Below are 13,534 nucleotides of genomic sequence, written 5' to 3' on the forward strand. Positions count from 1 at the left end.
GGCGGCCTTTTCTCAAGTAGACCCATAATCAGTGAATCGGCTCCACTTTCTGCCGTTGGGGATCATTGGTGCCATAGCCCATTACTGGGGCGGCTTGACCACCTTTAGCAAGTTTGACCGCGCAGTACTTAAACTCAGGAATCTTGCCAAATGGATCTAAGGCTGAGTTGGTGATGAGATTGGCTGCAGCCTCATAGTATGCAAACGGAATAAAGATCACGCCACGGGGAGTGCCATCATCTCTACGAACGTGAATAGCGACTTCCCCACGACGAGACTGAACCGTAATGACATCACCAGCAGATACACCTAACTGGGTCATATCTTCACCGTGCATTGACACGGTAGCCATTGGCTCAATCGCATCTAAGACAGTTGCACGGCGCGTCATGCTACCGGTATGCCAATGCTCTAACTGACGACCTGTAATCAATACAAATGGATACTCCGCATCTGGACGCTCATTCGCAGGAATGATATCGGCTGGTACTAACTTGACTCTGCCATCTTTAGTATCAAACTTGTCATCAAACACAATGGGGCGACCTGGATCTTCAGCGGATAAACAGGGATAAGTCACGCTAGACTCTTTTTCTAAACGCTCCCAAGTAATACCGTTAATGGCTGCATGCATTGCTTGACGCATCTCGTCATACACTTCTGCAACACCGTCGTCAGCACCTTGGTAGTTCCAGTTCAGACCCATGCGTTTAGCAATTTGCTGAATGATCCATAAATCAGGCTTGGCATCCCCCGGAGGGTTAATGGCTTTCTTGCCCATCTGAACCATACGATCGGTATTGCTAGCAGTACCGACTTTCTCAGGCCATGCACTTGCTGGCAATACCACATCAGCTAGGAGCGCAGTCTCGGTCATAAAAATATCTTGCACAACCAAGAGATCTAATGAAGCTAAAGCATGACGAGCATGATTTAAGTCAGGATCGCTCATCGCAGGATTTTCGCCCTCAACATACATGCCACGAATCTTGTCTGGATCACTATCGGGTGCAGTGATCTTGTGCATGATCTCTACTACGGTGTAACCGGGCTTTTTATCCAATGGGGTGTCCCAGAATTTTTCGAACCAGGCATGCGCTTCCGGATTGTCTACGCGTTGGTAGTTCGGGAACATCATCGGGATTAATCCGGCATCACTTGCGCCCTGCACGTTATTTTGTCCGCGTAGTGGATGCAAGCCAGAACCAGGCTTACCAATTTGACCAGTGATGCTAACCAAAGCAATTAAGCAACGGGCGTTATCAGTGCCATGAACGTGCTGACTAATACCCATTCCCCACAAAATCATGGCAGATTTAGTAGTAGCAAATTCCCTAGCTACTTCACGCAAGGTTTCCGCTGGAATACCGCAGATTGGTGCCATTGCTTCTGGGCTATAGCCCTTAATATTTTCTTTGAGTGCCTCAAAATTATTAGAGCGGTTCTCAATAAAGTCTTGATCAACTAAGCCTTCTTCAATGACTGTGAAGATCATGGCATTAAGCATCGCCACATCAGTATCTGGCTTGAACTGCATCGTACGCCAGGCATGCTTACTGATTTCAGTTGCGCGTGGATCACACAAGACAATTTTGGCGCCTCGTTTAGCGGCATTCTTAAACCAGGTAGCGGCAACGGGATGGTTTGCTGTTGGATTTGAACCGATCAAGAAAATAAGACTTGAGTGCTCAACATCGTTGACTTGGTTACTAACGGCACCCGAACCAACGCCCTCGAGCAATGCAGCTACAGAAGATGCATGGCAAAGGCGCGTGCAATGGTCAACGTTATTACTACCAAAACCGGTGCGTACCAGTTTTTGGAATAAGTAAGCTTCTTCGTTGCTGCCTTTTGCAGAGCCAAAGCCTGCAAGTACCTTGTTACCGTATTGATCTTTTAGCTTTTTGAGGCCACCACCAGCAAGCTCCAAAGCCTCTTCCCAAGTAGCTTCACGGAAGATGTCGGACCAATCTTGCTTACCTTCTAATAAAGCTTCATCTTTAGCAACGCCTGCTTTACGAATTAACGGCTTGGTTAAGCGCTGTGGATTATGGATGTAATCCATACCAAAGCGACCCTTCACACAAAGACGATTGTGATTAGCCGGACCATCGCGACCCTCTACGCTAACAATCTTTTCATCTTTTACGTTGTAAGTAATTTGGCAGCCTACACCGCAGAAAGGACAAACTGAATCCACCTTACGGTCAACCGTTTGCGAGCCAATTAAACCCTTAGGCATTAATGCGCCTGTTGGGCAAGCTTGTACGCACTCACCACAAGCAACGCAAGTGCTATCACCCATGGGGTCATTTAGATCGAACACGATCTCGCTATGAGAACCGCGCATTGCATAGCCGATTACATCATTGACCTGCTCTTCGCGACAAGCGCGCACACAACGATTGCATTGAATGCAGGCATCTAGATTTACTGCCATAGCTGGGTGAGATACATCATGACTCACTTTTTCACGACGTAATGCTTTGAGCTCTGGGCGAACCGTGACATCTAAGCGTGCAGCCCAAGTACTCAATTCACCATGTTGATTTTTTTGCTCTTCTTCTTTGCTATCACCAACCCACTTAAATCCTTCGTCGGGCATGTCGGATAACAACATTTCTAGGACGAGTTTTTGACTCTTCAGTGCGCGTTCGCTATTAGCCTTCACTTCCATACCAGGCGTAGCACTTCTGCAGCAACTTGGCGCCAAAGTACGCTCACCATTGATCTCCACTACGCACGCGCGGCAATTACCATCAGCGCGATAGCCATCTTTAAAACACAAATGAGGAATATCGATCCCGTGGCGCTTAGCGGCCTTGAGGATAGTCTCACCTTCGTAAGAAACGATGGTTTTGCCGTCAAGCTTGAACTCAACGGTTTGCAATTCAAGTTCTTTAGGATTTACTGGTGCGTTCATATTTGTCTCGTTTTTCCCTTAGTTTTTTTGATTGCTGATTAAGCAACTTCTTCTGGGAAATATTTTGCAATACAGCGAATTGGATTGGGTGCAGCTTGACCTAGGCCGCAGATAGAAGCATCAACCATCACAGTTGCTAAGTCTTCTAAAGTATCTTGATCCCAAGATGGTGACTGCATTAACTTGGCAGCTTTGCTGGTGCCTACACGACATGGCGTACATTGACCGCAGCTCTCATGTTCAAAGAAGTGCATTACGTTGAGCGCCATATCGCGCGCCTTGTCATTATCGCCAAACACCATCACTGCAGCCGAACCAATGAAACAACCGTAAGGCTGCAAGGTATCAAAGTCCAGTGGAATGTCATTCATGGTTGCTGGCAAGATGCCACCAGATGCGCCACCCGGTAGATAACCGTAGAACTTATGGCCATCTTGCATGCCGCCACAATATTCATCAATCAACTCCTGAATCGTAATACCGGCTGGAGCCAGTTTCACACCTGGGTTTTTAACTCGGCCACTAACGCTATAGCTGCGCAAGCCTTTGCGATCATGACGACCGAAAGAGCTAAACCACTCAGGGCCACGCTGAACAATATCGCGCACCCAGTAGAGAGTTTCAAAGTTGTGCTCTAGTGTTGGACGACCAAACAATCCAACTTGAGCTATGTAAGGTGGACGCATACGAGGTTCGCCCCGTTTACCTTCGATACTTTCAATCATGGCGGATTCTTCACCGCAGATATACGCGCCCGCGCCACGTCGCAACTCAATCAATGGCAATTTAAATGGCGGATTTGCTATGAGCTTTGCTAGCTCCAATTCGAGTAATTCACGGCAACCATGATACTCATCGCGCAAATAAATATAGCAAGCATCTATACCGACTACATTAGCGGCAATTAACAAGCCCTCTAAAAAACGATGTGGGTCACGTTCCAAATAGGTGCGGTCCTTAAATGTACCTGGCTCGCCTTCATCAATGTTTACTGCCATCAACTTTGGAGCAACTTGATCTCTCACAATGCGCCACTTACGTCCTGCCGGGAAGCCCGCACCACCTAGGCCGCGAAGTCCCGAGCTTTCCATAATCTCGACGATGCTCTCGCTGTCTTTTTTACCTTCAACAATTTCTTTTGCTAAAGCGTAACCACCCTGCGCGCAATAGGACTCGTAGCCTACATAGTCTGGTGAAACTGATTGATTGTCACCCTGTGGGGATACACCCTTTTCAGCTAAAGCTGCGGGATCAAAAATCGCACTGTCCTTAGCCATCGGATGAGTCGTCAAATTATTTTTGACGGCGGCGGCAACCTTATCTGTAGTTGCGAACAATACTGGGTACTGATGCACAACTGCTACTGGAGCCTGTTCACAACGGCCCACACAAGGAGCAGCCTCCACCTTAATTTTTGGGTTACCTAAAATTGCTGGCAACTTTGCTAATAGATTTTGTGCGCCAGCCAGTTCACAGGCGATTCCATCACAGACACGCAGAGTAATATCTGCAACTGGATCATTGCCACGCACCACTTCAAAGTGGTGATAAAAAGTGGCAACCTCATAAACTTCCGCCATCGGCAAATTCATTTCTTTTGCGAGGGCAACTAAATGACGATCATGCAAAGCGCGGTATTCGTCATTCAGCTTGTGTAAATTTTCAATCAGCAAATCGCGACGGTCAGCTGCAGCACCAATTAACTGGCGAACTTCTGCCAAGGACACATCGTCTGCTTGACGCCCTTTGAGTTTGCTCTTGCGACGAATGGTTTCCCTTAAATCATCTGCTGTTGCTACAGCAACAGCCTTGACTTCAGCCGAGGGTTTTGGGTGATTCATAGTTTTAATCTCTAATTTCTAGTCGCATTAATGATGCTATTTTGTATGTCTACAGCTACGCTTGGGAAGGGCCAAATTGGCAAGAAAAAAGCCATCTCGCTCTATATAGGAAAATCCCAAGATCGAGGATGATTTTGGGTTATTTCTGCACTCAAGTCCTTGACGGCGCTCAAGTGAATTTAACTAGGGTAAACCCTGTTAGATGACTGATGGGGATGGTTTGCTGCCGGGTGGCGGAGCGTAATCCAGTTTGCGCTCGTAAACACGCGCCTTAAAGCAATCGTTGTAGCCTTTGCTGCCGATTTGCCAACCAATAGAAGTGCAGTCATCTTGGGCTGCTGACTCGATAGAGCCGCATCCCGTTAGGGTAATGGCAGCAATAGAAACAAGGATAGCTAAAGGGCGCAATGTAGTTGAATTCATACCTCAAGTCTACTTGATTACTTAGCTGGTGGAAACCCAACCTGTTGTTGCCAGCTATTGTTAAACACGTGAATGACCGGCTTTTCATAGACCCCTGCTTTGGTAAACGGCTCATCTGCTAGCCAAGCTTCAACGTCCGCCTTGCTAGGAAAATCCATGACTAACAAACTGCCTACTGTCGTCTTGCCATCTTCTGAGGTCAGTGGGCCGGCAAAAGCCATCTTGTCGGCGAGCTTACCCAAGTAAGCGCGATGCTCTGGTCGTACCTGAATACGTAATTCTGCGGTGCCAGGACGATCCATTAAAAGGATTGCAAAGATCATGTGTACTCCTCGTTAGCTCTAAAGCATCCATCTTACGGCAAGTGAAAAAAGAAAAACCGCCCGAAGGCGGTTTCTTGTGCAAAGCTTTTAAAACGAATTAAGCGGCTTTACGGCTTTTTGCAGCTGGCTTAGCTACTGCGTATTGGCCTTGAAAGTTAGCCATTGCAGCATCAACACTTTTCTCAAAGTTAGCGAAAGCATCAGTTGCTGAAGCGCGAACTTGGTCAAACTGTTGGAGTGAAGTTTCGAATGCAGTTTTGAATGCAGATACAAATGCCTCAGAACCAGCAGGGGCTGTCTTAGTGGCTTCTTTAACAAACTTCACCATATCAGCACGTGCGTCATCAATAGATGCGTCAACTACTTGAGCAACTTCTTTGTTGCTGTTACGCACTACCTTGTTTACTTTAGCTTGGTAAGCAGCAGCGTACTTAGCAGCTTCTTGTGCAGTTTCTGGCTGAGCCAATTTTGCCAACTGTTGTGCATCTTTAATTGCCAACAACTGAGCGCTTGCATCTTGAGCAACTACTAAAGCATCTTTAACGGCAGCTTGGTTGATTTCAGCTAATTCTTTTGCGCTTTCAACAGCTACTTGAGCCAAGAACTTGGCGTTTTCAACAGCTTTAGTTTGAGCTTGTGTCATTTGGTCGTTTAATTGATTCTGGAACATGGTGTTTTCCTAACTTTTATAAAATTAATAAATGTATTGCAATGCACCATTCTAAAAAGTTTTTTATTGCAGTGCAAGATTTATTTGCGGCAATGCAACAAAAACACCAAAAACCCCATTTTTTGATTAAAAACAGAGGGTTGAGTATCTAAAATATTCTGACTGAAGTGATGATTTAGGGTAAAAATCATAGAAAAGCAAAGAAAAAACCACCCGAAGGTGGTTTCGAACTACTGGCGGAAGAGGCGGGATTCGAACCCGCGGTAGGCTATTAACCTACGCACGCTTTCCAGGCGTGTGACTTAAACCGCTCATCCACCCTTCCGTACAGCGATCGATTATACGTTTGCCGGAAGGGTTTGCCTCTAAAAGCGCGATCAGCTACTTAAACAGACTCTTTGAGCTGATCCAAGATCGCTGGATTTTCCAGTGTTGAGGTGTCTTGAGTTACTTCCTCGCCTTTTGCAATCACGCGTAGCAAGCGACGCATGATCTTGCCAGAACGAGTTTTAGGTAAGTTATCACCAAAACGAACGTCCTTCGGCTTAGCGATCGGACCAATCTCCTTAGCCACCCAGTTCCGCAACTCAGTTGCAATCTTTTTAGCATCATCGCCGGTTGGGCGTCCGCCCTTCAGGACTACGAATACGCAAATTGCTTCACCAGTCAATTCATCAGGACGGCCCACAACTGCTGCTTCAGCAACCAAGGGATTAGCAACCAAGCAAGATTCGATTTCCATCGTACCCATGCGGTGACCAGAGACATTCAAGACGTCATCGATACGACCTGTAATCGTGAAATAGCCAGTATCTTTATTGCGGATTGCACCATCACCTGCCAGATACAAGGTACCGCCCAACTCTTCTGGGAAGTAAGACTTCACGAATCGATCGGGATCACCCCAGATCGTACGAATCATGGAAGGCCATGGACGCTTCACAACCAAAATACCACCGTGACCATTTGGAACGTCTACGCCTGCCTCATCGACAATCGCTGCCTGAATACCTGGCAATGGCAATGTGCAAGAACCTGGAATCATTGGAGTTGCACCTGGCAATGGTGAAATCATATGACCACCAGTTTCGGTTTGCCAGAAGGTATCTGCGATTGGGCAACGTGAGCCTCCCACATTTTCGTAGTACCAGATCCACGCTTCCGGATTAATCGGCTCACCGACTGAACCCAAGAGACGCAAGGAAGATAAGTTATAGCTCTTTGGATGCACTGCTTGATCATTACTAGATGCCTTGATCAATGAGCGAATCGCTGTTGGAGCGGTGTAGAAAATCGTGGCCTTATGTTTTTGAATCATGTCCCAAAAACGGCCCGCATTGGGATAAGTTGGAACACCCTCAAACACAATCTCCGTCGCGCCCACTGCGAGTGGGCCATAGGTAATATAGGAGTGACCTGTTACCCAGCCGATATCTGCGGTGCACCAGAAGACGTCAGTTGGCTTAATGTCAAAGGTCCACTTCATTGTGAGAATCGCCCACAAGAGGTAACCACCTGTAGAGTGTTGCACACCCTTAGGCTTGCCGGTTGAACCCGATGTATAAAGAATAAATAGTGGGTGTTCAGCACTGACCCACTCTGGCTCGCAAGTAGTGGCTTCATTGGCTACGATTTCTTGCATCCAAACATCCCGGCCAGCCGTCATGGTGACATCACTGCCAGTACGCTTATTAACAATTACATGCTTCACATTAGGGCATTCGCCAGTGGACAGAGCCTCGTCACAAATGGCTTTTAAAGGCAATGATTTGCCGCCGCGGAACTGTCCATCTGCAGTAATCACTGCCACGGCACCAACGTCAATAATTCGATCGCGAAGTGCTTGAGCAGAAAATCCACCAAACACAACAGAGTGAATTGCGCCGATACGAGCACAAGCTTGCATCGCAACAACGCCTTCGATAGTCATCGCCATATAAATGATGACGCGATCACCAGACTTGATACCCATTTTGCGAAGTGCATTTGCCATTTTGCAAACACGCTCAAGCAACTCTTGATAAGTTACGTTGGTAACGGATCCATCATCTGCTTCAAAAATAATCGCGGTCTTATTACCAAGGCCATTTTCAACCTGGCGATCTAAACAGTTATGGGAAGCATTAGTGGTGCCATCTTCAAACCACTTGTAGAAAGGCGCCTTAGATTCATCTAGAACTTTAGTAAAGGGCTTTTTCCAAAAGAGATTCTCTTTAGCAAGGCGACTCCAGAAACCGTCATAATCATTGTTAGCTTCAGCACAGAGCTTGTTGTAAGCATCCATTCCAGGAATAGCGGCGGACTTAATGAAGTCTGCTGGTGGGTTAAATACGCGGTTTTCTTGCATCAATGGTTCCATGCTTCACAGCCCTTCTATTCAATAATCAGTCGTTTTTTTCTGCAAAAATAGAGCAGAGTTAGGGAAACGCATCCCCAAGAGCTAATAAGATAAGTGAAAACACGCTAGATTTGCTCTATGGCAAACCCTTAAAATAGATTAAACCTTACATAATTAAGCTCAAAACCATGACAAATATCAAACAAAACGACCTCATTCAAAGCGTGGCAGATGCATTCCAATTCATCTCTTACTACCACCCCAAGGACTTTATCTCTGCCATGGGCAAGGCTTATGAGCTTGAGCAAGGTGCCGCAGCAAAGGATGCGATTGCACAGATTTTGACCAATAGCCGGATGTGCGCAGAAGGTCACCGCCCCATGTGTCAGGACACCGGTATCGCAGTTGTTTTCCTCAAAATTGGTATGAATGTGCAGTGGGGCGATGCCACCATGAGCGTGACTGAAATGGTGAATGAAGGGGTTCGTCGGGCTTATATGAATCCGGATAACCCACTACGCGCATCCGTTTTGACCGATCCAGCGGGTAAGCGCAAAAATACAGGCGACAACACACCGGCTGTTATTCATTACGAAATCGTCCCAGGCGATGATGTTGAAGTCATTTGCGCGGCCAAAGGTGGCGGCTCTGAAAACAAAGCCAAGATGGTGATGCTCAACCCCTCTGATTCGATCGTTGACTGGGTAGTCAAGACTGTCCCGACGATGGGTGCGGGCTGGTGCCCTCCCGGTATCTTAGGAATTGGTATTGGCGGAACTCCAGAGAAAGCCATGTTGATGGCTAAAGAGTCTTTGATGGGCCCAGTAGATATTCAAGAATTAATCGCACGCGGCGCAAAGACTCGTGCCGAAGAGCTGCGCTTAGAGATCTATGAGAAGGTGAATAATCTCGGTATTGGGGCACAGGGCCTCGGTGGTTTAGCCACTGTGCTCGATATCAAAATCATGGAGTACCCAACGCATGCGGCTTCATTGCCAGTGGCGATGATTCCGAACTGTGCCGCAACCCGCCACGTCCATTTCCACTTGCATGGCGATGGCCCAGCGATATTAGAAAAACCATCTTTATCTGATTGGCCAGATGTGACTTGGACTCCAGACACTAAAAAATCAAAGCGTGTGAACTTGGATGCTTTGACTGCCCAAGAAGTGGCTGGCTGGAAAGCAGGCGAAACACTGCTCCTGAACGGCAAAATTTTGACTGGTCGCGATGCGGCTCATAAGCGCATTGCCGACATGCTGGCTAAGGGTGAAGAATTGCCAGTGAGCTTTAAAAACCGCGTGATCTATTACGTTGGTCCAGTAGACCCAGTGGCTAATGAGGCGGTTGGTCCAGCAGGTCCTACTACATCCACCCGCATGGATAAGTTCACTGAGATGATGCTGGCTCAAACTGGATTGATCTCCATGATTGGTAAAGCGGAACGTGGCCCTACCGCAATTGAAGCAATCAAAAAGCATCAGTCTGCTTACTTGATGGCTGTTGGCGGAGCTGCTTACTTGGTTTCTAAAGCGATTCAGACAGCGAAGGTCGTAGGCTTTGCTGACCTCGGCATGGAAGCGATTTATGAATTCGATGTCAAAGACATGCCAGTGACGGTAGCGGTCAGTTCTGCTGGCATCTCTATGCACGAGACAGGTCCCAAAGAATGGCAAGCAAAGATTGCCGGCATTCCAGTCACGATTGCTTGAGTCAATTAGTGCGTCATTTATTCATTAAATCAAACGTCCTTAGTTAAGCGATCTTTACTTGGCACTCATCGGGGTTTTTGATTCTGGCGTTGGAGGCTTATCCATTTTGGATGAGGCTTTACGCCAACTTCCTGAGCATGACTACATCTATCTAGCCGACTCCATCAATGCTCCTTACGGAGAAAAGTCTAGTGAGTGGATAGCTTCGCGCAGCATGGAGCTATGCCAATACTTAGCAGCGCAAGGTTGTGATGCCATTATGGTTGCCTGTAACACTGCCACTGCCGAGGCCATTGCAGATATTCGTCATGAGCTGAGCAATATTCCGATCATCGGTGTAGAGCCAGGCATCAAGCCTGCAGCAATGCAGTCAAGTAATGGCATTGTTGGAGTACTCGCAACTGAGGCTACGCTCAAGAGCGATAAATTTAGCGCTTTACTAGCCACCCTGCCAAATTGTCAGTTTGTTAAACAAGCGGGTGCCGGCTTAGTCCCTCTGATTGAAGCAGGCCAAGCTCATGGCGAGCAAACTCTCGAGCTACTTGCTGAACATCTAGAACCCATTCAGGAAGCGGGGGCAGACACTCTGGTTCTAGGATGCACACACTACCCTTTCTTACGAAAAGCCATACGTAAGTTATTGGGAGATTCCATTAATCTCATTGATACTAGTGAGGCAGTAGTTCGCCAACTCAAGCGAAAACTAGAGTCACAGGGAATGCAATTGGATGATGGTGAATATGGTTCCATCAAATTCATCAGCAGTAAAGATGCGCAGAAATTGCATTATATGGCGCACGAACTCATGCAATCAGACCTGGATAAACACAGCATTGACTCTCAGTTGGTGAGCTCTTTCATATGAGCACCTTTTTGAGTCGAATGAATGCGTATTTGCCATTCGATAAGACCGAACGCATCATCATTGGCATTGTTATTGCCTTGCATTTATTATTTTTGATTGGCTTTCAGAGCGGTATGAGGCCTGACAACGAAAACAATCAAGATGATGCGCGAGTGATGGCCAATCTGGTAAGCCCTGAGGCTGCCAAACAACCACAGGCTGCCCCGGCCGCGCCTCCCCCAAAACCTCAGCAAGAACAAAAGAAGAAAACTGTGGATGAAAAATCCACGCAGGCACCAACCCCACCACAAACCCAACAACAGGCGCAGACACCGCCAGCAAATCCATCTAAAAGTGAATCACAGGCTCCCAATGCCACAGTTGCGCCAGCCACTACCTCTGGATCCAGTGGCACACCGATTCAAACTGACATTGGTAAACTAGTCGTCGTATATCAACCAGATGCAGATGCTTACTACCCTTCTTTCTCCAAGAGATCCGGGGAGCAAGGTGAGGTGGTAGTGAGATTGATTATTGATGAAACAGGTAGTGTTGAGGATGTTGCCTTATTGCGCTCTAGCTCATTTCCAAGATTAGACAGAGCAGCTACAGAGATTGGCCGTCGTTATCGCTTTAAACCATTCTTAGTCAATGGTTCGCCCCAAAGAATTTCTACCAACCTTTTAATTAAATTTAATTTAAAGAATTAATATTATGAATACACCATTTGGCTTAGCAAATTTATGGCTCGAGGGCGATGCAGTTACCCGCTTTGTGGCTATCGCACTTCTCATCTGCTCCATTGTGACCTGGGTAATTCTGCTCTCCCGTTTTTGGGATTTGCACAATCTACGCAAACTCAAACCTGAGCTCGATCAGTTTTGGCGCGCTACTTCCTATGACCAGGGTCTGAATGCATTTACCAGCCATGCAAGTAATCCTTACTATCAGATTGCTAAAGCTGCCAGTGGAGCCTCTACCCACCACCAAAGCCAATCGACGAATCATCGTGAACTGTTGCAAACATTGAACTACTCCGAATGGATGGCGAGAAGTCTTAAGAACAGTATTGATGGTGTTGCAGCTCAGCTCCAAAAAGGACTTACCTTCCTTGGCTCGACCGGCGCGACCTCACCATTTATTGGCTTGTTTGGAACGGTGTGGGGCATCTACCATGCTTTAATCGCCATCAGCAGCTCAGGTAGTGCGCAGATTGATCAGGTTGCTGGCCCCATTGGCGAAGCACTCATCATGACTGCTTTAGGCTTAGCTGTAGCGATTCCAGCAGTGCTGGGCTTTAATGCGATCAATCGTTCCAACAAATTATTGGTCGCTGATCTCAATCGCTTTGGCAATGATCTCCTCGCCTACTTTGTCACTGGTGCCCGCGTGAAGTCCGGAGAATAAACATGTCTTTTAATCTCCAGAACGATCCAGAAGAAAGCGGCATCATGGCCGAAATCAACATGACTCCGATGGTCGATGTCATGTTGGTACTCCTCATCATCTTCATCATTACCCTGCCAGTCATTCAGCAGGCGGTGAAGGTTGAGTTGCCAAAAGCCAATAGCGTGCGCAATGAAGTCAAGCCAGAATCAGTACAGCTCTCGATTGATGCTCAGGGCAAAATATTCTGGAATAGCACGCAAATTGATTTAAAGACTTTTGATGGCTATGCAGAAAAAGCGGCTCAGAAGGAACCGCAACCAGAAATCAATTTACGTGCCGATAAGTCTGTGAAGTATGAATATGTTGCTCAGGTATTAGCCGCATCCCGACGCGCCGGCTTAACAAAGCTAGGATTTGTGACTGAGCCGAATTAAGGCTTATTAGCAGCAGTACATTGCTCTTGATAAGTCTTCGTGCCCTCACCAAGGGTTGCTGAGAGTATTCCCCCTTTCACTGTCTCCGCTTTTCTCATCTGTCCCGTTGGGCGATTAATCGCAATCACGGTGATTACAGAGCCAGCACCATACTGAACACCATCAAAATTTTCTGGGGGAAATTGTGCTTCCATTGAAATGAGGACTGTCAATTCAGAAATAAGAACACTCCGAATGGTTTGTAGGCCTAACTCGCTAGCCCGATCTAAATCTCGGTTATCAATAAAGACTTTGGCCTTCTGATTTTTTGAGGCAGCCATGACCTTGAGTTGGTAAGTTTCGGTGTAGTTATTTTCCGTACGCTCACAAGTAAAAACCAATGGATCTGCTGCCAAACTCGGAGTGGCGCCTAAAAGCAAGGTTAGCAAGGGGAGAAAGTAGAGATATTTCAAGGATGCCTGAAATCAATCGATTGGTGCCCGAGGCCGGAATCGAACCGGCACGACTTTTTTGAGTCGGCAGATTTTAAATCTGCTGTGTCTACCGATTTCACCACTCGGGCTCGCACGAGCAATAAAGCCGCACTAAATAAACCAAGACAAGCAAAATTTTAGCATGCGAGCCCTATCTGAGGCGG

General features: G+C 47.0%; 12 protein-coding genes and 2 tRNA genes. 5 read left to right on the forward strand and 9 right to left on the reverse strand.

Annotated features, from left to right (window positions below; all coding sequences use genetic code 11):
- Window positions 1–28 precede the first annotated feature (28 nt).
- The 7 genes from fdhF to acs all read right to left on the reverse strand — a co-directional run bounded on the left by fdhF (window position 29) and on the right by acs (window position 8,539).
- Window positions 29–2,923 carry a formate dehydrogenase subunit alpha gene (fdhF, locus tag ICN26_RS00770; protein ID WP_216266154.1) on the reverse strand — a complete coding sequence of 965 codons (2,895 nt, stop codon included), beginning with the start codon at window positions 2,921–2,923 and terminating at the stop codon, window positions 29–31.
- Window positions 2,924–2,961: 38 nt separating this feature from the next.
- Window positions 2,962–4,764 carry an NAD(P)H-dependent oxidoreductase subunit E gene (locus tag ICN26_RS00775; RefSeq protein ID WP_216266155.1) on the reverse strand — a complete coding sequence of 601 codons (1,803 nt, stop codon included), beginning with the start codon at window positions 4,762–4,764 and terminating at the stop codon, window positions 2,962–2,964.
- A 198-nt stretch (window positions 4,765–4,962) separates the two neighbouring features.
- Window positions 4,963–5,187, reverse strand: a complete 225-nt coding sequence (locus ICN26_RS00780; protein WP_216266156.1) for a hypothetical protein — start codon at window positions 5,185–5,187, stop codon at window positions 4,963–4,965.
- A 17-nt stretch (window positions 5,188–5,204) separates the two neighbouring features.
- Entirely contained in the window at window positions 5,205–5,510 is a 306-nt protein-coding gene (locus ICN26_RS00785) for a YciI family protein (protein ID WP_216226336.1), read from the reverse strand.
- 97 nt (window positions 5,511–5,607) lie between these two features.
- On the reverse strand, window positions 5,608–6,180 hold the full coding sequence (locus tag ICN26_RS00790) for a phasin family protein (RefSeq protein WP_215356329.1): 573 nt from the start codon (window positions 6,178–6,180) through the stop codon (window positions 5,608–5,610).
- A 234-nt stretch (window positions 6,181–6,414) separates the two neighbouring features.
- Window positions 6,415–6,505, reverse strand: a tRNA-Ser gene (locus tag ICN26_RS00795).
- Window positions 6,506–6,565: 60 nt separating this feature from the next.
- On the reverse strand, window positions 6,566–8,539 hold the full coding sequence (gene acs, locus ICN26_RS00800) for an acetate--CoA ligase (RefSeq protein WP_216266157.1): 1,974 nt from the start codon (window positions 8,537–8,539) through the stop codon (window positions 6,566–6,568).
- Window positions 8,540–8,706: 167 nt separating this feature from the next.
- Here acs and ICN26_RS00805 point away from each other — a divergent pair, with 167 nt between their 5' ends.
- From ICN26_RS00805 to ICN26_RS00825, 5 genes are read left to right on the forward strand one after another with little or no spacing between them, the layout of a single operon-like run.
- The gene (locus tag ICN26_RS00805) at window positions 8,707–10,230 is read left to right on the forward strand and encodes a fumarate hydratase (protein ID WP_216266158.1); all 1,524 of its coding nucleotides are present in this window, start codon (window positions 8,707–8,709) and stop codon (window positions 10,228–10,230) included.
- A 58-nt stretch (window positions 10,231–10,288) separates the two neighbouring features.
- Window positions 10,289–11,095 (forward strand): glutamate racemase, encoded by an 807-nt coding sequence (gene murI, locus ICN26_RS00810; protein WP_216266159.1) that lies wholly within the window; start codon window positions 10,289–10,291, stop codon window positions 11,093–11,095.
- Complete coding sequence (locus ICN26_RS00815; protein ID WP_216266160.1) at window positions 11,092–11,784, forward strand: energy transducer TonB; 693 nt, start codon at window positions 11,092–11,094, stop codon at window positions 11,782–11,784. Before murI ends, ICN26_RS00815 begins: the two co-directional genes overlap by 4 nt.
- A gap of 4 nt (window positions 11,785–11,788) precedes the next feature.
- Entirely contained in the window at window positions 11,789–12,481 is a 693-nt protein-coding gene (locus ICN26_RS00820) for a MotA/TolQ/ExbB proton channel family protein (protein WP_216266161.1), read from the forward strand.
- 2 nt (window positions 12,482–12,483) lie between these two features.
- Window positions 12,484–12,897, forward strand: coding sequence for an ExbD/TolR family protein (locus tag ICN26_RS00825; protein WP_216266162.1), 414 nt, complete (start codon window positions 12,484–12,486; stop codon window positions 12,895–12,897).
- Here the strand turns inward: ICN26_RS00825 and ICN26_RS00830 are convergent.
- Window positions 12,894–13,325, reverse strand: coding sequence for a hypothetical protein (locus tag ICN26_RS00830; protein WP_216266163.1), 432 nt, complete (start codon window positions 13,323–13,325; stop codon window positions 12,894–12,896). The genes ICN26_RS00825 and ICN26_RS00830 overlap by 4 nt on opposite strands.
- A 45-nt stretch (window positions 13,326–13,370) precedes the next feature.
- Window positions 13,371–13,459, reverse strand: a tRNA-Leu gene (locus ICN26_RS00835).
- Window positions 13,460–13,534 lie beyond the last annotated feature (75 nt).

The organism is Polynucleobacter hallstattensis, from assembly GCF_018881835.1.
GTDB lineage: Bacteria > Pseudomonadota > Gammaproteobacteria > Burkholderiales > Burkholderiaceae > Polynucleobacter > Polynucleobacter hallstattensis.